Below are 21,242 nucleotides of genomic sequence, written 5' to 3' on the forward strand. Positions count from 1 at the left end.
ATTTATAAAAAAAGGCAAAACCAAAATAGATCAAATTCGATCTAGGTTGGTTTCGCCTGCATTACCAGTAACAATCCAAGGAGTTATTCAATTGGTCATTGGGTTACGCGCTGAATATGAATCGTTATATACAGTTTTTCTTCATCTGACAATACCGTGTCCAAGTATTTCTCAATCTTTAGCATACAGTTGTAAGCTTTTTTGTACTTTGCTTTCACTTGCCTTAATAGAAAATCATCTTCCAGTGCTAATTTTTTTTCTTTTTGAATTAATCGTTGAAAGAAAAACCTTAAATGCGTAATAAATCGTTCATAGCTGGTCGATTGTTCGTCTAGCGTAATATTGTAAGAGTACTTAATAATATTTAAGATATCCTGTATTTTTTGAGTTTGTTGAGCAACATCAGCTATTTTATGGTAGGAGCTGTTGACTTGAGCATTGATTAAATGAAGAGCTATGTTACCTGCCTCATCTTCAGACAATCGTTTACCTGTTTCGTCTTCAATAAACTCCAGTGCTTTTAAGCCAACTCCAAATTCTTTAGGATAAAATTTTTTAATTTCCCAGATGAGCGGGTTCGCATTTTTAAATCCTTCATCAAACATTTTAAATGCATTGTTCATGTGATCTGTAAGCGAAACATATACATAGTCACTCAGTTGCGCTTCCAATATGCTTTTTCCATATTCAATGATGTCATAGCATAACGAAACATATTCTGTAGGGACATCCTCTAACAATAATTTAAATTTTTCTGAAGCATCTTTTTGTTTAAGTACAAACACCTTTTCAATTAAATGCTCTTCTACTTGTTCTCCTGCATTCTTTTTGAATGCAATTCCACGACCCATAACAACAAATTCATGCCTTTTTGAATCTTTGGCTATTATGGCGTTATTATTAAATATCTTTGTTATGATCATTCTGGCTGCCCCCTGATCCCGTAATAATTTAAAAAAGGATTTAGATGCTGGGCGATATTTCAGATAGGTCACAAGACGGTAATAGCCGATCAACTTTCATTGCAAACAAACTGTAAAGTGCAGTAAAGATCTACAACTCCATTGTATTGAAAGCGCATTCATAAAGAGAGATAAGCCCTACATCATCACTCACCTTTCTGCGTTATTGTAAATCTGTATACAAAAAGAAAAGGCAAAACCCAACACATGGAAATCCAGTTCCATGTCCCGGGTTTTGCCTTTTCAGTAACAATCCCAAGATCATAATAACATCAAATTTAAGTTTTGCCAACAAAAATGTTTGCGCTTTCTCTTTGGGGGCAACACCTTGAATACGGCCCATTGCCATGATAAAAATGTCAGCCCCCAATATAGGACATGTTAATTTTTTTTCGGTTGTTTGCAGTCTCTTCAGTACGTTCATCGGAATACCGATCTAAGCGTTGTTCCCATACTGAAGTAATCGCATCGAGTAGTTCCTCATTATTCGCCCCGTTACGAAGCATCTGGCGCAAATCGAATCCGTCTGAAGCAAATAAACACGTATAAAACTTGCCATCAGAAGATAGACGGGCACGCGTGCAGGATGAGCAAAATGAATCAGAAACCGAAGTAATAAAGCCAACTTGCGCGTCGCTGTCTTTATAACGGTAACGTTTTGCCACTTCTCCAAAGTAATTTTGATCTATCGGCTCCAGCTCGTACGCATTCTTAAGACGCTCAATAATTTCTTCTTTTGTTACTACCTTTTTGAAGCTCCACCCGGTATCGTTACCTACATCCATAAACTCAATAAAACGAAGGGTTATTCCCTGCTCCTTAAAATAAGCGGCCATTGGTAAAATTTCAGAATCATTAACACCTTTTTGAACTACCATATTGACCTTGATCTCAAAACCGATTTCTCTTGCACAATCGATCTGCTTCAAAATAAAAGCAGGCTTAATGCCCCGTCCATTCATCCGCCCAAATAGCTCGGGGTTCAGAGCGTCTACACTGACATTCAGTCGTCGCAGCCCCGCATCATAGAGGCGCTGAGCCTGTTGCCCTAGTAGCAAGCCATTTGTGGTCAACCCCATATCCTCCACTCCGTTGATAGACAAAATTCGGGAGACAAGGTCGGGAAGATTCGGCCGCATTAATGGCTCACCGCCTGTGAGCCGGATTTTTTTGACCCCAAGGCCTACAAAGAGCTCCGTAAGGCGATGGATCTCTTCAAACGATAGGCATTCGCTTTTGGGAAGAAAGGCAAAATCGTCGCCGAAAATTTCTTTTGGCATACAGTAGGAACAGCGGAAATTGCAGCGATCCGTAACAGATATACGTAAATCGCGGATCGGACGCCGCAATAGGTCTTTCAGTGAATGTGAACTCATGTGACCACCTTCTTTTTTTCATTAGCTGTAGTTGACGTTGCAGAAATGGACACATGACGAGCATTTTCACTAGCCACCGCTGACAGGCGGAATAAATGCTGCGATATCTCCATCCTGCAGTACATCTGTAAGCAACGCGTACTCTTCGTTTACTGCAATTCGTGTAGACTTGATCGACATATCTGGATATTTATCTGTAATCCAACTGCATAATTCTCCTACAGTTTGTCCTGCCAAATCTGCCATTTCTTCAGATTTCCCCGTCACCTCACGGAGTCCTGCAAAATAGTACAGCTTAATCATGCCTGATTTCCTCCGGTTTTTTCTTTTGTTGTCCGATCCATTGCGTTCCGTCTTCCCAAATCTCTCGTTTCCAGATCGGAACGATTTCCTTGATTCGCTCGATTGCGTATTCATTCGCCTGATATGCATCCGAGCGGTGTGGTGAGGAGACGGCGATGACAACGGCAATATCACCGATCTGAAGTTCACCAATCCGATGTGCAATTGCTACTCTTGTCCCTTCCCATTTCTGTTCAATTTCGCGGCCAATCTCTGCAAGCTTTTTCTCGGCCATAGGCACATAAGCTTCGTATGCAAGGTATAACGTCCGTACGCCTTGGGTCCACTCTCTTACATGCCCTGTAAATAGGGTCACTGCTCCTGCTTCCGGTCTTAAGACATAGTCTGCATAAGTCTGCGGAAGAATGGGCTCCGTCACGATTTCAAATACTCTCATCTTTTCCACCTTCCAGCCACCTAACAAGCTACTCTGCTATGAAAACTCTATACATTATTTACATTTATCGGATCTATATCTCTTGTTCAACCAAACAACTGATGGTATAGCTTTTGACCTCTGGCAACACTTCCGATCCCGTGAATGAGGAGTCTTCCGTTTTTAAATAAAATCATTCGATGCTTAAAGGCATAAAATTCAACGAAATAAGGGGTCCTTTTTACATGTTCCGCCATAAGCCTGCCCATCTTCTCTGCATCGTCCAGCGTGATCGGACGATGAGGGTCTGGAAGAACCTGCACCACATCCCGCCCGCACAGCGCCGCATATGCCGAGCGATGGGTTGCTGTCAGTGCAGGAAACTCAGGCTGTTCTCCACAGGTTGGACAATCCTGATTCCGGATGCGGGAAATCCCTATGTCCATTTGCGTATTTTCCCATAGATCGAATAGATGAACCTTGCTGCGCATCTTATCACGTTTGCCGCTCAGCCACTTCATGGCTTCTGCACATTGGAGGGCGGCCGTCACTTGGACAGCAGGCGATATGATTCCAGCCGTATCACAGGTCTGATTGATCGCTGGCAGCGAAGGCAGAAGGCAGCGAAAACATGCCGACTTGCCCGGCACGAATGGAAAAACAACGCCTGTGCTTCCAACACAGGCGCCGTAAATCCATGGAATTTCAGCCTTTAGTGCAGCATCGTTTATAAGTAACCGAGTTTCAAAATTGTCCGTTGCATCCATCAGCAATGTGCTTTTACCAGCAAGCTCTTGAGCAAGCCCGGCATCCAGGCTGTCGAGATAGGTATACAAGCGTACGTCTTCTCGTATCGCCTTCAGTCTTTTTTCAGCAGCCATAACCTTGGGGAGCATTTGTACAGCATCCTGCTCCGTGAATAACTGCTGGCGTTGCAGATTCGATGTCTCCACATAATCACGGTCAACCAGGTGAATCTCTCCGACGCCCGCTCTTACTAATGTTTCAGCAATGGCGGAACCTAGTGCCCCGCAGCCGATAATGGTGACAACAGCTTCAGACAGATTACGTTGTCCTTCACTGCCGATGGGTCTAAATAAGATCTGTCTTGAATAACGTTCCTTCATCACAATGTCCCCCTAACGTTGAAGAGCGATCGTTAACTTTGTGCTTATTCCTGTGGCTCTCGCTAGAAACGTTAAAGGTGCCTTTATAATTTCTTCACTCTTAATGCTTTACTGCTGAAGTTCCTTTTGTTTCTCAAAGTGGTTCTGCTCGGCAGCTACAGGGAAACGTGCTTGATAATATAGCCATATGACGAGAATCAGGCTAGCCAATGCCACTTGGGAGAGTAACATGAACCCAATGGAATATTGGCCAGTAGCCGCATGAATCGTCGATAACAAGATCGGAGGGAAAAAGCCACCAAGACCACCCATCATGGATACAATTCCGTTCACTATGCCTGCCTGTTTATTAAAATAAAATGGAACTAGCTTGAAAATGACACCGTTCCCGATTCCCGCACTCACAGCGATAGCCAAGCACCCTACGGTATACAGTGTGATATCTGGTGAAAAAGCCAGAAGAATCGCAGCAACCGTATACACAGCAAACGTACCTACCAGCAGGAACAAGGGCTGAAAACGATCCGCCAGCCAGCCACCGATAGGGCGGAAGAATGTGGCAATCGCGATAAAGCCTGCTGTACGCATCCCTGCATCCACTTTATCCAGTTCAAAGTTCGATACGAGGAAATTCGGTAGATACACCGTGAACGCTACAAATGAGCCAAACGTAATAAAATAAAAGAGCGAGAAAAACCAAAGCTTTTCATTTTTGTAAACCCCTTTGATTTGCTCCATAATGGGGGTTTTGACTTTAGTTTCATGACGGTCCCCAAAGAAGAAATTCAAAACGATAAAAACAAGCAACAGGATCAGATACAGCTTAACTGTAAGTGCCCATCCTACCTGCGTCGCTACAATCGGAGCGGAGAAGGTCGTTACCGCTGTCCCCAAGTTGCCCACACCATACATCCCGTTGACAAAGCCATGTCTTTCCTTCGGATAATACTTGGGCAGTGAAGTCACTCCAACCGAGAACACCGCTCCCCCAATTCCAAGGAATAAGCCACCGATAATTAAATCCGTCATCGTAGAAGCTTCACTGATATAGTAGACCGGAAACAAAAGCAAAACAAAGCTAACGAGGAAAACGATTCTCGCCCCGAAAATATTGGCATAATAACCAAGCGGAATGCGCAGAATCGATCCAAGCACGACCGGAATCGCCGTAACCATGGCCAGTTTTCCGGGTGGAATCACGATATCCTCCGTAATGAACGGCATGAGGGAAGAAATGATGACCCACACCATGAATCCAAGAATCAAGTTCAATGTTTGTAGTGGCAACTGCATTTTTCTAATCATTTAACTCACCTTTTCAACTTTATTCTGTCGAATGTTTGATTTGTATTTTTCTGTTCCCATTGTAGCCGCTAGCCCTTCCTTTCGAATATAGGGGACTCCCCTTTCCCAGTCAGGGGAGTCCCTGAAAATAAAAAAAGCCGCTTCTCGTAAGAAGCTGCTTGATTCATTCTAGATATATTATTGGACTAAAAATGATCTTCTTCATAAACTAAAAATCCAGCATTTTTTTCTTTAAGGCATATTGGACCAGCTCAGGCCGGCTTTTTAAGTTCAACTTCTCCATAATTTTAGCTTTGTTCGCTTCCACGGTCTTGACAGAGATGAACAGCTTTTCGGCAACTTCCTTGTTACCGTATCCCTTTGCGACCAGAGGGAGAATCTCCAGCTCACGCTTGGACAGGATCTCATAAGGATCTTCGGTTTGTGAGGTTGTGTCTTTTTTGATGAACTCACGCACGAGAGAAGTAGCCATTTTAGGATGGATATACGTCCCACCCCCATGAATGGTGCGTATGGCAAGCAATAGCTCCTCATCGGGTGCATTTTTCAAAACATACCCTGAAGCACCGTTCTTCAAAATATGAAATAAATATTCTTCGTCATCATGCATGGTTAAAATCAGAATTTTAGTATCGGGGTGGTCCTCTTTAATTTTGCCTGTAGCGATCAATCCACTTTCGCCTGGAGGCATACTAAGGTCCATAATGAGAATATCCGGCTTATGTTTAGCTACCATAGTATACGCTTCAATACCGTCCGCAGCCGTTCCTACAACCTCCATATCCGATTGGAAGTTGAGAATCATGGAAAATCCACTTCGTACAATGGCATGGTCATCCGCTAATACAATTTTGATCAAGTTTCTATTCCTCCTCATGTCCAATCGGAATTTGTAAAAAGACTTTGGTTCCTTGACCAACATTAGAAAGGACGCCAAAACTTCCGCCTACCAGCTCTGCTCGCTCCTGCATACCATACAGACCAAGTCCCGTTCCAATAGGTTTGCCCCCTTTATCAAAGCCAATCCCATCATCCTCTACAGTTAAACGAAGCGAATGTTCATGCTCGGACAAAGAAACTTTAATGGTGTCGACCTGGGCATACTTCAACGCATTGAGCACAGCCTCCTGGCAGACGCGGTAAATGACTGTTTCTTTTTCGCTTCCATACCGCTTTTGGGGAAGATCAGATACGAACTCAACCACTAGACCAAAGCTTTGCTCGACCCGCTTAAAGTGGGAACGGAATGCCGCTTCAAGTCCAAAATCATCAAGGGTGGCAGGCCGGAGTTCCACAGACAGGTTACGGATATCATCCAGCAAGCGTGTCATGGATGCTTCCGTCTGCTTCATGTTTTTAATGAGCTGATCATCATTCGTCATGTATTTTAACACTCGTAGTTCAACAACCGCGCTCATCAATTCCTGGGCGACGCTGTCGTGCAGCTCTCTGGAAAGCCGTTTACGCTCGTTTTCCTGTGCTTCAATGACATGCTTCATCATTTTGTTTTGATACAATTTTTCCTGCGTCTGAAATTGCGGGGTCAAATCTCTCAGCATCAGCACCCGGATTCCATTTGTAGAATCAACGGTATGGAAAGAAGCGGCATAGGGAACCATCCCATTGCTTTTTGTTTCCAAATAGACTTGAAAAGAAGCAAATTTGTCGGATTCAGGCACATTGAAATAACAGTCAAGGCAGGTGCGGGGCTCTGTGTCGCTTGTGTAGCCCCTGCATGTTCCGCATAAAGCTCTGTCCTGTCCTTCATAGAGTTGAATGAGAACGTCATCGCCTACAATCTCCTCAGCCGCCGGATTCATGGCTAGGGTTTTCCCTTCCCTATCAAAAAAGAAGATAGCTTCTGTGCTGTTCTCAAACATCTTCACCATTAGCGCACTCAAAGAGTCTGTCCCAATAGACAATGTCAATTCAAATCACTTCCTTCCCGTTCAACTCTCCAAATCCCTCATGTGCCAAGGCTTCCAAATCACGCATCATGGCTTCGGTCATCAGTTGTTCTTCTCGAAATCCACCCAATAGTACGCCCGCGACGCGAGCATCGTTCCACAGAGGCACAGCCCCGAGACTCTTGAGCTTTTCGGATTGAACGATCGGATAGTTAAATAGGTTCTCTGCCCCAACATATTGATGAACAGATGGAATAAAGACAGACTTCCCGGTTTTAAACACGACTCCTGCTATGCCCTTTCCAGATTGCAGCACAATCCGCTTAAATCGATCATTTAAATTGCCAGCGGCATTTTTCCATTTAATGACGTATTGATATTCGGCCGGTTCAACCAGAGCAAGTGCCATAAAATCATAACCGAAATGTTCGCGTATTCGCTCAAGCTCCCTTTGATAATCCATCTTATTATTCATCACTCTCTCCTAATAAAACTAGGAAAGAAGGCAGGGCCCGCTTTCCTAGTTCGATTTATGTCTTCTGTACAGGATATAACTTCTGCGCACATAATTCAACGGAACGCTCCACACATGTACAAGCCGGGTAAACGGCCAGAACGCAAAAATCGCAAAACCCATAAGTACATGAAGCTTGAAAGAAATCGGTACATCTCTCATCAGTGTCGGGTCGACACGGAATATGAACAGGCCGCGGAACCAGATTGAGATCGTCTCCCGATAATCGAATTCAGGCTGTACCGCATTCGTTACGAGAGTTGCAAACATCCCCATGCATACAAGTGCCAACAGCAATACATTTACAATCAAATCAGAAGCTGTACTTAAACGGCGCACATTACGAATTGTAAAACGTCGAGAGGTAAGTATCAACATCCCCAGGAACGTCATAGCCCCAAATATTCCACCAATATAGACCGCTCCAATGTGATATAGATGATCGTTTACACCCAGCGCATGCATCCAGGTTTTGGGTATGCCCAGACCAGACACATGACCAAATATAACAGGAATAATCCCCAAGTGGAATAAGAGACTTCCAATCATCAATTGTTTCTTTTCAATAAATTCACTCGATTTTGCCGTCCAATTGAACTGGTCAGTTCTATAGCGGAAGATATGACCTACGATAAAGATGACCACGCACATATAAGGGAAAATGACCCATAAAAACTGCTCCATCATCATAACGCGGCTGCCTCCTGTTCTACGCAAGCTTTAAGCGTTTCGCGCAGTCCCTTGACCAGATGAAAATACGGGCTTTCCATTTTTTCCAGCGCTTTAAGCAAATGATAGGTGCCGTCTTCCAAAATCGCGATGGGCATGCGGAAGTTTTCTGTCGTCTTTGCATCCTGCACCCATTCAGCGGCATATAGAAATTCACACATGAGCGGCAGATAATCAGGTAGCTCTCCATCTGGCATTTCAAGACCATACATTTCATAGAGGACCTTTAACTTGACCAGCATTTGTCCTCTTTCCTTTGCATCTTCGAACTTGAAGTAAGTCATATATAGTGCGCAATTTTTTTGAAAATCAAAAGTTTCCGTATACATTTCCTGGATTTCTTCCATACTAAACTCTTGCATCAAAGACCAGTACATATTAGCATGCGTATACGCAGGATGATCCGGATTAAAGGATGCTTCCAGAAAAGCCGGATGAAAATCCAGCTTTTCTGGGTACATGAGTTGTTGGGCGAAAAACCCGAATGAAGGCTTGAATTCATACAGTTTCGCTACATTAATCACGCCAAATACCCCCGTAGAAGTTTTCTTCATACATTTGCTTGCCTGTTTTCGAAGGCTCTTCCATTCCTGTGGAGCTTCCCAGGCTACAACCGCTACAGCCAGCTCCTTGAGTTCCACAACTATCCATAGTCCCTAAAGTATCACCGTAACCGGCAGCTCCTTGGGCGCGATATGGATTGGCATAACCCTCTTTATGCGATGTCGGAATGACGAAACGGTCCTCGTATTTGGCAATGGCCAGAAGCCGGTACATTTGCTCTGCCTGACGTGCTGTCATGCCAGTGCGTTCCAGACGGCTTTCATCGAAAGATTGTCCTGTGGACTGGGCGCGCATATAGGAGCGCATCATAGCCATCCGCTGCAGCGATTCTTTCACCGTCTGGGTGTCGCCCGCCGTCAACATATTGGCAAGATACTGAATAGGCGTGCGCATTTCTTCGATAGCTGGAAAGATCATATCCGGATTCTCGATGGAGTCTTTCCCTTCAAAGTAATTCATGATCGGACTAAGTGGTGGTACATACCAGACCATCGGCAAAGTGCGGTATTCCGGATGAAGTGGGAATGCCAGCTTATATTCAATCGCAAGCTTGTAGACCGGTGAGTTCTGCGCTGCCTCAATCCAGTCTTGCGAGATCCCATCTTTTTTGGCCTGCGCAATCACTGCCGGATCACTTGGATCCAAGAATAAATCACACTGTGCTTTATACAGATCTTTCTCATCCTCTTTAGAAGCAGCCTCTTGCACCTTATCCGCGTCATACAATAGAACGCCAAGGTAACGAATTCGTCCAGTACATGTCTCGGAGCAGACGGTTGGCAACCCGGCTTCCACGCGCGGGAAGCAGAAGGTACATTTTTCTGCTTTGTTCGTCTGCCAGTTGAAGTACACTTTCTTGTATGGACAACCCGTCATGCAATATCGCCAGCCGCGACATGCTTCCTGATCCACGAGCACGATGCCATCCTCGTCCCGTTTGTACATAGCACCCGAAGGGCAGGATGCGACACAGCTCGGATTCAGACAGTGCTCGCAAAGCCGAGGGAGATACAACATGAACGACTTTTCGAAATTGAATTTAATCTCTTCTTCGATTTTCTGAATATTGGGATCAAGAGGTCCTGTCACATGGGTGCCTGCCAAATCGTCTTCCCAGTTTGGTCCCCAATTCAGATCCATTTTTTCGCCTGTTACAGCAGATTGTGCACGTGCTACCGGAGAATGCTTCTGCTCTTTAGCGTTGGTCAAATGTTCATAATTGTAGGTCCACGGCTCATAATAATCTTTCATTTCAGGCATATCGGGGTTGTAGAAAATTTTACCTAGCGCTATCTTGGACAGCTTGTTCCCTGACTTCAGTTCAAGCTTCCCTTTGCGAAGCTGCCAGCCGCCCTTATACTGCTCCTGGTCTTCCCAGCGTTTTGGATACCCAATACCAGGTTTGGTTTCCACGTTGTTGAACCACATATATTCCGCACCTTTGCGGTTTGTCCAAGTTGTTTTACACGTCACGCTGCACGTATGGCAGCCAATACATTTATCCAGGTTCATGACCATGGCAATTTGAGCTTTAATCTTCAAGCCAGTTAACCTCCTTCATTTTACGTACCGCTACGTACACATCGCGCTGGTTGCCGATCGGACCGTAATAGTTGAATCCGTAGCTAAGCTGAGCGTATCCACCAACCATCTGGGTCGGTTTGAGATGAATTCTTGTTGGCGCATTATGACTGCCCCCGCGTGTATCCGTGATTTCGGAGCCTGGCACTTGAATGTGCTTATCTTGAGCATGGTACATAAACATCGTTCCTCTTGGCATCCGGTGGCTGACAACTGCCCGGGCGGTTACGACACCGTTACGGTTGTACACCTCCAGCCAGTCATTGTCGGCAATAGCATGAGTCGCTGCATCTTCGTTATTGATCCATACCGTAGGACCTCCGCGGAATAGCGTAAGCATATGTTGATTATCCTGGTAGGTGGAGTGAATATTCCATTTCCCGTGTGGGGTCAGATAACGAAGCACCAGTGAATCCTGACCACCCTTGATTTCCCGATCACGCGTGCCGAATACCATCGGTGGCAAAGTCGGTTTATAGATAGGCAGCGACTCCCCAAACTGCTGGAAGATTTCATGATCGATATAGAAATGCTGTCTGCCTGTCAAAGTCCGGAACGGAACGAGACGCTCAATATTTGTGGTAAATGGCGAGTAGCGACGTCCCTGTTTGTTGGAGCCACTGAATACCGGTGTCGGTATAACTTCACGCGGCTGCGCTGTAATGCTTTGGAACGTGATTTTCTCGGCTGCGCGGTCGGCTGAGATGTCCATCAGCTTCACCCCGTGATCCTTTTCCGCCTCTTCGTAGGCTTTTTGGGAGACACGACCATTGGTTGCCGACGACAGATGGAGAATCGTATCGGCCACTTGGCGAGCTGTCTGGATTTTCGGCAGTCCATCTTTGATGGACTCATCGTAATAGACCCCGTTCAGCTTCTTCAATTCCTCATATTCCTCCGCTACCGAGAAGCTAACGCCGTGCGCGCCCGTTTTTCCTGTAGCCAAATTGGGACCGAGCGAGACATACTTATCGTAGATTTTCGTGTAATCGCGTTCTACGATGCTGAAATTAGGCATAGTTTTACCCGGTACAGCAGCGACCTCGCCCTTCGTCCAATCCTTGACAAGACCCATCGGCTGCGAAATTTCGCCTATAGAATCATGTCCAAGCGGTGCAGTTACAAGGTCTTTATATATTCCCGGCAGATGCACTTTGGCCATGTTCGAGAAGGTTTCAGACAGCTGACGGTAAATATCCCAGTCTGAGCGAGATTCCCAAAGCGGATTTACCGCCGGATTAAATGGATGTACGAACGGGTGCATGTCTGTTGAGGACAAATCCGTCTTCTCATACCAGGTTGCCGCCGGAAGTACGACATCCGCGTACAATGGCGTTGTGGTCATCCGGAAATCAAGTGCGACCATCAAATCAAGCTTTCCTTCTACATCTTCCCGCCAAACGATTTCCTCTGGCTTCTGATCTTCGTTCGGTCGGGCAAGCAGTGCGTCGGAGGCTCCGAGCAAATGCTTCATGAAATATTCCTGTCCCTTGGCCGAGCTGGAAATGAGGTTGGATCGCCAAATAAAGAGTGAACGCGGGAAGTTCTCTGCTGCCCCTGGATCTTCAATAGCGAAACGGGTCTTACGCGATTTAATCTCTTCCACAGTGTGGTTAATGATTTCCTCGTTTGACTTCTTGCCTAATTGCGCTGCTTCTTCAGCGAATAGCAGGCTGTTTTTATTAAACTGTGGGTAAGAAGGCATCCAACCCAACCGGGCAGCAAGCACATTGTAGTCCGCCGGATGCTGGTAACTGACATCTCCCGCAGTCGGCGATTTCAATGTGTCGGTGCCACTTTCTTCATAGCGCCACTGTTCTGTTGCAAAATAGAAAAATGAAGTAGCATTTTGCAATCGAGCCGGTCCCTGCCAGTCTTTTGCAAAGGCAATCGTTGACCAGCCTTCAATAGGACGGCACTTCTCTTGACCTACATAATGCGCCCAGCCTCCGCCGTTGACACCTTGAGAAGCAGTCAGCACGACCAGGTTCAAGATGGAGCGATAAATGGTATCACTGTTGAACCAGTGATTGATACCCGCCCCCATAATGATCATAGAACGTCCTTGGGTGTCGATTGCGTTTTGAGCAAATTCGCGAGCAACTTGCACTACAACCGATGCCTTGACTCCCGTGATCTTTTCCTGCCAGGCAGGAGTATAATGACAAGCTGCATCGTAATAGTCCTTTGCATTATGAGGGCTATCATTACGAGCGACACCATACTGGCTCATCATCAAATCATATACGGTGGCTACGAAACGCTCTGAACCATCAGCCAGACGTACTTTTTTCGCCGGAATGACACGTTTGAACGTTCCGTTACCTGCGTTATCAAAATAAGGGAATACGATTTCTTCCCATTGCTCGTCATGACCTACCACCGTGAGCGCAGGTTCAACCTTTGTTCCGTCTTCCCGCTCCAAGATCAGATTCCATTTCTTATCTTGCTCCCAGCGCTGTCCCATTGTACCGTTCGGAACCATCATTTCGCCTGCTACTTCATCGAATATGACCGGTTTCCAATCTGCATGTTGTGAAGCATCCCCCAGATCGCTGGCCCGCAGAAAACGTCCGCCTTTCCAGGCTCCTTCGTGGGGATCAAGCAGAATCATGAATGGCATATCTGTATATTGCTTGGCATAGTTAATGAACATAGGTTCCTGGCGTTCTTGATAGAACTCATCCAGAATGACATGCGTCATCGCCTGTGCCACAGCGGCGTCTGTACCTGGATTGGGTGCAAGCCAGTTATCAGCGAACTTTACGTTTTCCGCCAAATCCGGAGCCACGGATACAACCTTCGTTCCTTTATAGCGTACTTCCGTCATAAAATGGGCATCTGGCGTCCGGGTAAGCGGCACGTTCGAGCCCCACATGATCAGATAACCTGCGTTGTACCAATCTGAGGATTCAGGTACGTCCGTTTGCTCACCCCAAATTTGAGGAGAAGCAGGCGGAAGATCGGCATACCAATCGTAAAAGCTCAACATCTCCCCACCAAGCAGAGAAATGAACCGTGCTCCCGAAGCGTAGCTTATCATCGACATTGCTGGAATAGGGGTGAAGCCTGCAATCCGGTCAGGACCGTACTTGCGAATGGTGTAAATTAATTGCGCCGAAATCAGATGCAGAACATCATCCCAAGCCACACGAACATGGCCGCCTTTGCCTCGAGCCGATTTGTAGAGCTTGGCTTTCTCCGGATCTTCCACAATGCTGGCCCATGCGTCTACCGGATTGCTATGCTCCTTGAGGGTAGCTTGCCAGAGTCGCAATAACTTACCGCGCATATATGGATATTTCACACGTAACGGGCTGTATTCATACCAAGAAAATGAAGCCCCACGCGGGCATCCACGCGGCTCAAATTCCGGCATGTCTGGACCGCAGGAGGGGTAATCGATTTGCTGATTTTCCCAGGTGATGATGCCATTCTTAACAAAAACCTTCCAGCTACAGGAGCCAGTACAGTTAACACCATGCGTCGTACGAATCACTTTGTCATGAGACCAACGCTGGCGATACACGTTTTCCCATTCTCTATTTTTTTCTTCAAGGATTGACCAATTTCCAGAATAGCTCTCGATTGGCTTGAAGAAGTTGAGACTGTATTTTTTTTTCATCGGTGATCAACGCTCCTTTTCAGAATGAATCAGCCCATCGCAAACTCACGGGGAAGATTCATTCGCTTACTCTCATTATGTAATTCATTCATCTCCGTTCCCATTAGGGAATGTCCTATAGCGCTATAGAAAATCCCTCGTTCTATGGAAAGATACAAAAAAAGCCCCCTCTACCAGAGGGAAGCTTGTATGAATAAATTAATTGTTCTTTTGGCCTGTTAACAGGAGCATCATAAAGGAAATCAGTATAATAGAGCATGTCCATACCCAGGCCATAGGAAGATGACCAGAATCTACTGCAATATAGATGGCTGTGGGGATCGTTTGTGTTTTACCCGGAATATTTCCGGCAATCATCAGCGTAGCCCCGAATTCGCCCAGCCCACGGGCAAACCCGAGTATAAAGGCCGCTTTAAAAGAAGGGAAAATCAACGGAAAGGTGATATATCGAAAGACCTGCCATTCATTTGCCCCCATTGAGCGTCCCGCGTTTTCCAAGTCCTGATCCACTGAAGCGAATCCCATTCTCAGTGTTCGATAGACTAGAGGAAAAGCCACAACCACCGCGGCCACAACCCCAGCCCACCATGAAAATACAATAGGCTCGCCAAACCATTGCTCCACCAAACGTCCAAACCAACTTTTTCGTCCGAGTAAGATTAACAGTAAAAATCCAACTACCGTTGGTGGGAGTACCAAAGGCAGCATAAGCACGGTTTCAACGAGTGTTTTCCCTTTGAATAATCCTAACCGCGACATGGACCATGCCGCAAACAAGCCTAATAGGATCACCAAAACGCTGGATAACAGTGCAACCTGTAACGATAATCGGATCGGAGGCCAATATTCGTTCCAATCTATAGCCTGCATGCTCACTTCGGTATGGTAAATCCATACTTAGCCATAATATTCAGAGCTTCTTGCGATTGAAGGTATTCATAGAAGCTTTCGGCTTCTTGGATGTGCTTGGAAGCTTTGATGATCCCGATAGGGTACTCAACCGTTGAATAAGTTTTAGAGTCCACCTCAAAGGCAATTTTCGCCTTTTGCGAAGTCAACGCATCTGTCTTATACACAAATCCGACATCTGTGTTACCCGTTTCCACATATTGCAGCACTTGTCTAACATCTTTTGCCTGAACGAGCTTGTCCTGTAGCACATCCCAAAGCTTTACGTTCGTCAGTGCTTCCTGTGCATATTTGCCTGCAGGAACACTCTCAGGAATACCGATTGCTACCTTTTTCACTTCGCTTTGCGTTAAATCCTTTACACTCGTGATGCTCATCGTCCCATCTGCAGGGATCACCACTACCAACTCGTTCGTCAGCCATATTTTTTGTTGATTGCTCTCGATTAACTGCTGATCTACGAGAGACTTCATATTTTTCTTCGAAGCAGACAAAAACAAATCCGATGGAGCTCCTTGCTCAATCTGCTTTTCCAGTGCACCAGAACCACCAAAGTTGAAATTCAATTTAATACCTTTATGGGATGATTCGTACAACGGTTGAATTTCTTTGAGTGCATCTGTTAAGCTCGCGGCTGCGGAAATGGTCAGATCAACAGTTTCAGCCTTGTTCGATGAATCTTGGCCGGAGACCTCATTCTGGACCGTGCTGCTACCACTTGAAGCTGATTGTTGCCCCGCACCGCACCCCGCAAGTAATAACACAATGGCAAAAATAAAAAAGAGTGCCTGACTATGTTTAACAAATTTCTTCATTTTATTGGCTCCTTACGTTCAGCCTGTCATTAAGTGAGAGGTTACATTATGAATGGAGTTGTGCCTGTCTGGTACGTTCAACTAAGGTACAATTCTCAAGAAGAATATGATTATAAATGTCTGCTTCCAGATCCTCCAAACGCTTCAATACAAGTCGATGCGTACCACAAGCTTCCTGCAGCGGCTCAAAGCCATTGGTAATCAAGCGCAGCTCCTGCAGTATATCCACAATCGCTTGATGCTCCTCTTGCAACTCGGATAAATGAAAGTGAAGTGCGTCCACACGCTCAAATGCCGAGTCTTGAAAAAACGCTTGAATCAACGGAAACAGGAGGCTTTCCTTGAATTGAATATGTATCGTTAACTTCTGTTTAAGCAAGGTATAAAGTTCATTCACTCGCTTTAGGTGCGAATAACGTTCGCCATGAACCCGCGTTAGTTTGGTAATATACGGTGTGAGCGCCGCTAGTTCTTCACATAACTTTGTGTGATACTCATTCTGAATATAGGCGATCAGTTCTTTGGGTTCGAGTGAGGAAGGTTGCATTTGCTTGTGCTGTGCCTGATTTTCCTCCACTTCATGCACCCGCGCCAGCAGTTCACCAGCGTGAAGCCCCCGGCTGGCAGCTGCTTCACGGAGCGATATTTTCCCGCCACAGCAGAAGTCAATCCGTAGTTTACGGAACAAGTCACTTGTTTTGGGTACTTCTTTCACAATGTCCGCTACCCATGTTTCTTCCGTTAACTGGCTCATTTTTCATTCCCCCATCTTACTTCAGTTTTATACTCAACTCTCATTCTATGTCTCTCTCAAGGCTGAACCAATTAGGGTGATCCCTTTTTCACTCGTGGAAAGAGCCTGATTATAAGAAACCTGAGACCAGCTGTTCAGCTGCTTCTTTGCCTTGAGCGATACAATCTGGAATGCCAACGCCTCCATAACCAGCGCCACAAAGAAACACATTCGGAAAATACTGTGACAAATCATGTCTCACCTTCGCCATCTGTTCTTGGTGCCCAATCGGATATTGTGGCATGGATTGATTACACCGACTGACCTCGGTCATTTTAGGTTGAGCATCGATCCCCATTAGATCTTTCAGGTCTTTGCGGGCTGCTTCCACTAGTTCCTCGTCTGTCATCTGAACCCATTCCTGTGCACCTGCATGGCCAATGTAAGTCCGCAAGAGTGTATACCCTTCAGGTGCGGTATGGCTCCACTTTGTAGATGACCAAGTACAGGCCGTAATCATCTTCCCTTCCTTACGGGGAACGAGAAATCCAGTTCCCTCATAGGCCAGGCGAAGGTCTGAATTTTTATACGCCAAGGAAATATTCGCTACCGAAACGTAATTGATCTTATTAAGCCAGCTCACACTTGTGATATCGGAAAATAATTTAGCCGCCTCAAAGGCTGGAATAGCGCAGATTATTGCATCTGCATCTATGATTTGTCCTTGGTTCAGGACTACCTGATAACCGTTCTCTTTTCTTATCTCAGCCACACGCTGCTCCATCACAAATTGGACAGTGTCGAGCTTTTCCTTTAACCGCTCCACGATGGTCGATAATCCATGTCGATAGGAAAGAAACATGCTTTTCTTGGCGATTTCCGGCAATTTGTTAGGTGCACCCGACTTTCTCCCCGCCCCTTTAGCCATACCTATAATCAGACTTCCATGCTTTTGTTCCATCTGCTTAAATTGAGGGAAGGTTGACTTGAGGCTAAGAGAATACGTATCGCCAGCGTAAATACCAGATAACAAAGGCTCTGTAATCTGCTCCAACACCTCTTTACCTAGACGCCGCTTGATAAAATCTCCCAGAGATTCATCCATATCGCCTTTCTTGGCTGGAATGATCAAATCCATGGCTGCGCGCGCTTTTCCCAATGGAGAAATTAGCCCTGTCCGAATGAAGGGAGTTAGCTTGGTTGGAATACCTAAAATAAAGCCCATCGGCATGGTATGCAGCTTGCCTTTATGCAAAATGGAGGCCGACTTGGCCTTCGGGTTTGTTGACACCAAATCAGCTTCCAGTCCCAACTCCATAGTCAGATCCAATATAGCCGTCTTTCTGGCCAGGAAAGCATCTGGTCCTTTTTCGATCATAAAATGGTTTTGGCGAACCGTTTGCAGCTTTCCTCCCAGGCGGTCGCTTTTCTCCACCAGTGTAATCTCCACTTCAAGCTGCCTGTCCTCTGCCAGCTTTTTCACATAAAAAGCGGCACTTAAACCGCTTATTCCTCCACCAAGGATCACAACTTTTTTAGCATTTTTATTCATAAGCGCACGTTTCCTTCCCCACTCCAGGCATATATGCACAATATGGATCACTCTCTAAGTAATCTCCTGTGATGGCAAAAGCTCTTGCTCTGGAGCCTCCACAGACTGTATTGAATTCGCAGACTCCACATTTTCCTTTAAGCAGAGATTTATCCCGAAGATTATTCATAATCGGAGAGTTCCGATAAATATGGGCCAAACTATCCTTTCGTACATTCCCGCATGTTAGCGGCAGGAAACCACTCGGGTACACTTCGCCGATATGACTGATAAAAACAAATCCATCTCCATCATTTACACCTTTAGGGGCACGCCCCAGAATATCTGCCCTTTTTTGTTCGAACGTTGCACTATGCTGTCCTGCTTTGTGCTTTTCCTGTAGGACAACCCTTCGATAGTGAGGTGCTTCGGTAGCCTTTACACCGTAGGGCATCTGTTGCTGTATCTGATACAACCACTTCATTACAGCCTCATGCTCATCAGGAGTAATCATATCTTTTTCCATACCACGCCCGGTTGGAACGAGAAAAAACAAGCTCCATAACACCGCCTGCATTTCCTTTACCTTCTCTGCAATTCGCTCCAGATCGTGAAGATTGTATCGGGACACGGTTGTGTTCACTTGGATAGGAATGTTCAATTCCTTCAAATAGCCAATTCCCCGCATGGTCGTATTATAAGAACCCACAGTCCCTCGAAAATGATCGTGAATGTCCGCGCATGAACCATCCAGGCTAAAAGCCCACCGTGATAAACCAACCTGCTTTGCTTTTTCGACCGCTGCTCGTGTCACTTTTGGGGTAGCACTGGGCGTCATTGAAACCGATAGTTTTTTCTCCTCAATTGCATATTGAGCCAGCTCAAACAAATCAGGACGCGATAACGGATCTCCACCTGTGAAAACCACTAATGGATGATTCATCTCGGCGATTTGATCAAGCAGCTTTTTGCCCTCTTCAAATGTCAGCTGACGAGGGTCAGGCTTATATTGGGCTTCCGCTCTACAGTGAAGGCATTTTAATGCGCAAGCTCTTGTTACCTCCCAAATGACGATAAACGGGTCTACGCGATAATCTCGTGGCGTTTGCAAAGATATCATTGATGTCTCTCCTTTTTAAAAATATAAAAACAGCACAGATACATAGAGCATCAATGAAAATCCAATTTCAGCCATGCCTACATGCTTTGCCTTTAACTCGAACTTAGGAAGCCATATAGCTCGTATGAACAAAATTAAAAATGGAATAACCAAAAACACCTTGATCCAGGCGGCAAACAGCACAATGATCAGATGATAGATAATAGACGCATAATAGTAACGTGGATTTTTTCTTTCACGGATGATCGTTTTAACATAAAGAGCCGTTCCTATGAAATAACACACCAACAGCAAAAACAGCTCTGTGGTTAGCGTCCAATCTCCGCCTTCCCCAATATGAACAACAGGATATATAAAAGAGCAGAAAAGCAGAATCGCGGCAATGTCATTTAACAAAGCACGCTCATTCTTCATTTTGGCGTAATACATATTAGCCATAAAAAAGAACAGAAGCAGAACTCCGTACCAGATCAACGCAGGTTTAACCCAGACTAGAGAAGCTAAAAGAGGAAGGAGTATTGCTCCGTAAATAACAACAGGTTTACGGTATCTTTTACTGTTTCCTGTTTTGATCCATTGGAGAACAGGAAAACTAAATAAATAGATAAAAAACCAGCATACGAATAGAGGTATATGAATGAATTGTTTTGGAGAAGCAGCTAAGCCAAACAAAAATGGAAGAATGAGCATTGCCCAAGCTCCATGCTGATTGGGGATGTATCTGCTGATCCCTTTCAAAGTCTTGATCCTTTTTTCACAATGTGTAACATCTTTGTAGCTACGGTTAATCGACTCATCATCCATTCCCCCAAAGTTCAATTTTTCACCCTACTTTAATTCTAAGTATTCTGTCCAATTGAACCAATCAGGGAGTTCCCTTATTTGTTTGGGGGAATAGCCTAACCTGAAGATAAACCTTCACTTTCTTTATAAAAACGTACCGAAATAATAGTCCAGCGCTTCCTGTGAGTATCCGTCATCTCCTTGCCAGGCTGCTACCGAACAAAAATCATCATTGCCGCCGCGGCGCCTGCGAGGTGTGTCCCGTGGTGTGAGCAATCCTGCATATCCCCATACTTCCATAGCCACATCGCGTTCATTTTTACTGGATGGGAGCACATCTTTCCAGCGCTTCTCCAATTGTCGTGGACCGTTCTGAGCCTCACAGTCCTGAACCGCTTCCAGCATGTTGTGAAGTATTACAAGATCCTCATCAGTAACCTGGAACTCCTCCTCTTGACTGAACAATTCAAGGTCCATCCAGCAATAAAGAAGGTGATTCAGCCGAATACCTCCCCATTTGATTCGTTCAAAATTCAGTACATTCAAATCCTTATTGACGTATTCCTTATCGGACATTAGTTTATGAAAATTACAATCCCCACAGCTACTGTAGTTGGGCAGGACGACAGGCCGCTCCCTATAGGTGTGCAAAGGCAGTTTTACGGTTAATGCCCAGCTCGATAAGGCGCTTCGTAAATGGACTTTTTTCGTGGAAAGACTGTGTAAAAACGCTGCTGCCACTCGCTCTTTTGTAGCCTTTTGCTGGTGCAGCTCATATAACCTTTTTATAATCTCATCATGTGTAATGGTGATCGGATCGAACATCAAGCCCATACTTTTGGCATATTCAAAATCCTCACCCGAAAAAGGTTCTCTCTCCTGCTTCCAGCCGCTGGAGGACCAGAAAGTGTTCATAAGTATTTTCTTTGCTTTTTTATCCATC

The 21,242-nt window shown here is 45.3% G+C and carries 21 protein-coding genes; all 21 read right to left on the reverse strand.

What is annotated here, in order from left to right:
* Positions 1–95 precede the first annotated feature (95 nt).
* On the reverse strand, positions 96–923 hold the full coding sequence (gene licT, locus PPM_RS18795) for a BglG family transcription antiterminator LicT (protein WP_013372371.1): 828 nt from the start codon (positions 921–923) through the stop codon (positions 96–98).
* A 202-nt stretch (positions 924–1,125) separates the two neighbouring features.
* Positions 1,126–1,311, reverse strand: coding sequence for a hypothetical protein (locus PPM_RS18800; RefSeq protein ID WP_013372372.1), 186 nt, complete (start codon positions 1,309–1,311; stop codon positions 1,126–1,128).
* Between the two features lie 10 nt (positions 1,312–1,321).
* The gene (moaA, locus tag PPM_RS18805) at positions 1,322–2,338 is read right to left on the reverse strand and encodes a GTP 3',8-cyclase MoaA (RefSeq protein WP_013372373.1); all 1,017 of its coding nucleotides are present in this window, start codon (positions 2,336–2,338) and stop codon (positions 1,322–1,324) included.
* Between the two features lie 69 nt (positions 2,339–2,407).
* Positions 2,408–2,641, reverse strand: coding sequence for a MoaD/ThiS family protein (locus PPM_RS18810; protein WP_013372374.1), 234 nt, complete (start codon positions 2,639–2,641; stop codon positions 2,408–2,410).
* The gene (locus PPM_RS18815; RefSeq protein WP_013372375.1) at positions 2,634–3,077 is read right to left on the reverse strand and encodes a molybdenum cofactor biosynthesis protein MoaE; all 444 of its coding nucleotides are present in this window, start codon (positions 3,075–3,077) and stop codon (positions 2,634–2,636) included. The genes PPM_RS18810 and PPM_RS18815 overlap by 8 nt, the downstream gene beginning before the upstream one ends.
* Before the next feature lie 86 nt (positions 3,078–3,163).
* Positions 3,164–4,183 (reverse strand): ThiF family adenylyltransferase, encoded by a 1,020-nt coding sequence (locus tag PPM_RS18820; RefSeq protein ID WP_013372376.1) that lies wholly within the window; start codon positions 4,181–4,183, stop codon positions 3,164–3,166.
* Positions 4,184–4,291: 108 nt separating this feature from the next.
* Complete coding sequence (locus PPM_RS18825; protein WP_013372377.1) at positions 4,292–5,488, reverse strand: nitrate/nitrite transporter; 1,197 nt, start codon at positions 5,486–5,488, stop codon at positions 4,292–4,294.
* A gap of 208 nt (positions 5,489–5,696) precedes the next feature.
* Complete coding sequence (locus tag PPM_RS18830; RefSeq protein ID WP_040103856.1) at positions 5,697–6,344, reverse strand: response regulator transcription factor; 648 nt, start codon at positions 6,342–6,344, stop codon at positions 5,697–5,699.
* A 7-nt stretch (positions 6,345–6,351) separates the two neighbouring features.
* On the reverse strand, positions 6,352–7,416 hold the full coding sequence (locus PPM_RS18835; protein ID WP_043886023.1) for an ATP-binding protein: 1,065 nt from the start codon (positions 7,414–7,416) through the stop codon (positions 6,352–6,354).
* 1 nt (position 7,417) lies between these two features.
* The gene (locus PPM_RS18840; RefSeq protein ID WP_013372380.1) at positions 7,418–7,870 is read right to left on the reverse strand and encodes a GAF domain-containing protein; all 453 of its coding nucleotides are present in this window, start codon (positions 7,868–7,870) and stop codon (positions 7,418–7,420) included.
* Positions 7,871–7,915: 45 nt separating this feature from the next.
* Entirely contained in the window at positions 7,916–8,599 is a 684-nt protein-coding gene (gene narI / locus PPM_RS18845) for a respiratory nitrate reductase subunit gamma (protein ID WP_013372381.1), read from the reverse strand.
* On the reverse strand, positions 8,596–9,162 hold the full coding sequence (gene narJ / locus PPM_RS18850) for a nitrate reductase molybdenum cofactor assembly chaperone (RefSeq protein WP_013372382.1): 567 nt from the start codon (positions 9,160–9,162) through the stop codon (positions 8,596–8,598). The genes narI and narJ overlap by 4 nt, the downstream gene beginning before the upstream one ends.
* Complete coding sequence (gene narH / locus PPM_RS18855; RefSeq protein ID WP_016324613.1) at positions 9,155–10,744, reverse strand: nitrate reductase subunit beta; 1,590 nt, start codon at positions 10,742–10,744, stop codon at positions 9,155–9,157. Before narH ends, narJ begins: the two co-directional genes overlap by 8 nt.
* A complete protein-coding gene (locus tag PPM_RS18860; protein WP_016324614.1) occupies positions 10,734–14,408 on the reverse strand; it encodes a nitrate reductase subunit alpha in 3,675 nt (1,224 codons plus the stop codon). Before PPM_RS18860 ends, narH begins: the two co-directional genes overlap by 11 nt.
* A gap of 198 nt (positions 14,409–14,606) precedes the next feature.
* Complete coding sequence (gene modB / locus PPM_RS18865; RefSeq protein ID WP_043886027.1) at positions 14,607–15,284, reverse strand: molybdate ABC transporter permease subunit; 678 nt, start codon at positions 15,282–15,284, stop codon at positions 14,607–14,609.
* Positions 15,281–16,132: a molybdate ABC transporter substrate-binding protein gene (gene modA, locus PPM_RS18870; protein ID WP_013372389.1), complete on the reverse strand. Its 852-nt coding sequence runs from the start codon at positions 16,130–16,132 to the stop codon at positions 15,281–15,283. The genes modB and modA overlap by 4 nt, the downstream gene beginning before the upstream one ends.
* Before the next feature lie 46 nt (positions 16,133–16,178).
* Complete coding sequence (locus PPM_RS18875) at positions 16,179–16,886, reverse strand: DUF542 domain-containing protein (protein ID WP_013372390.1); 708 nt, start codon at positions 16,884–16,886, stop codon at positions 16,179–16,181.
* Positions 16,887–16,995: 109 nt separating this feature from the next.
* Positions 16,996–18,417: a protoporphyrinogen oxidase gene (hemY, locus tag PPM_RS18880; protein ID WP_013372391.1), complete on the reverse strand. Its 1,422-nt coding sequence runs from the start codon at positions 18,415–18,417 to the stop codon at positions 16,996–16,998.
* Positions 18,410–19,516 (reverse strand): TIGR04053 family radical SAM/SPASM domain-containing protein, encoded by a 1,107-nt coding sequence (locus PPM_RS18885; protein ID WP_013372392.1) that lies wholly within the window; start codon positions 19,514–19,516, stop codon positions 18,410–18,412. Before PPM_RS18885 ends, hemY begins: the two co-directional genes overlap by 8 nt.
* Before the next feature lie 15 nt (positions 19,517–19,531).
* Entirely contained in the window at positions 19,532–20,320 is a 789-nt protein-coding gene (locus tag PPM_RS18890) for a YwiC-like family protein (RefSeq protein WP_043886028.1), read from the reverse strand.
* Positions 20,321–20,443: 123 nt separating this feature from the next.
* Positions 20,444–21,241, reverse strand: coding sequence for a hypothetical protein (locus PPM_RS18895; RefSeq protein ID WP_013372394.1), 798 nt, complete (start codon positions 21,239–21,241; stop codon positions 20,444–20,446).
* Position 21,242 lies beyond the last annotated feature (1 nt).

Origin of the sequence: Paenibacillus polymyxa M1 (assembly GCF_000237325.1) — a bacterium.
GTDB lineage: Bacteria > Bacillota > Bacilli > Paenibacillales > Paenibacillaceae > Paenibacillus > Paenibacillus polymyxa_C.

Coding starts and splice junctions, on each gene's coding strand:
- PPM_RS18815 (WP_013372375.1), bottom strand. CDS start 3,077: ATGAGAGTATTTGAAATCGTGACGGAGCCCATTCTTCCGCAGACTTAT.
- hemY (WP_013372391.1), bottom strand. CDS start 18,417: ATGAATAAAAATGCTAAAAAAGTTGTGATCCTTGGTGGAGGAATAAGC.
- PPM_RS18860 (WP_016324614.1), bottom strand. CDS start 14,408: ATGAAAAAAAAATACAGTCTCAACTTCTTCAAGCCAATCGAGAGCTAT.
- moaA (WP_013372373.1), bottom strand. CDS start 2,338: ATGAGTTCACATTCACTGAAAGACCTATTGCGGCGTCCGATCCGCGAT.
- licT (WP_013372371.1), bottom strand. CDS start 923: ATGATCATAACAAAGATATTTAATAATAACGCCATAATAGCCAAAGAT.
- PPM_RS18825 (WP_013372377.1), bottom strand. CDS start 5,488: ATGATTAGAAAAATGCAGTTGCCACTACAAACATTGAACTTGATTCTT.
- modA (WP_013372389.1), bottom strand. CDS start 16,132: ATGAAGAAATTTGTTAAACATAGTCAGGCACTCTTTTTTATTTTTGCC.
- PPM_RS18810 (WP_013372374.1), bottom strand. CDS start 2,641: ATGATTAAGCTGTACTATTTTGCAGGACTCCGTGAGGTGACGGGGAAA.
- PPM_RS18895 (WP_013372394.1), bottom strand. CDS start 21,241: ATGGATAAAAAAGCAAAGAAAATACTTATGAACACTTTCTGGTCCTCC.
- PPM_RS18875 (WP_013372390.1), bottom strand. CDS start 16,886: ATGAGCCAGTTAACGGAAGAAACATGGGTAGCGGACATTGTGAAAGAA.
- PPM_RS18820 (WP_013372376.1), bottom strand. CDS start 4,183: ATGAAGGAACGTTATTCAAGACAGATCTTATTTAGACCCATCGGCAGT.
- PPM_RS18800 (WP_013372372.1), bottom strand. CDS start 1,311: ATGGCAATGGGCCGTATTCAAGGTGTTGCCCCCAAAGAGAAAGCGCAA.
- narI (WP_013372381.1), bottom strand. CDS start 8,599: ATGATGATGGAGCAGTTTTTATGGGTCATTTTCCCTTATATGTGCGTG.
- PPM_RS18890 (WP_043886028.1), bottom strand. CDS start 20,320: ATGGATGATGAGTCGATTAACCGTAGCTACAAAGATGTTACACATTGT.
- PPM_RS18840 (WP_013372380.1), bottom strand. CDS start 7,870: ATGAATAATAAGATGGATTATCAAAGGGAGCTTGAGCGAATACGCGAA.
- PPM_RS18885 (WP_013372392.1), bottom strand. CDS start 19,516: ATGATATCTTTGCAAACGCCACGAGATTATCGCGTAGACCCGTTTATC.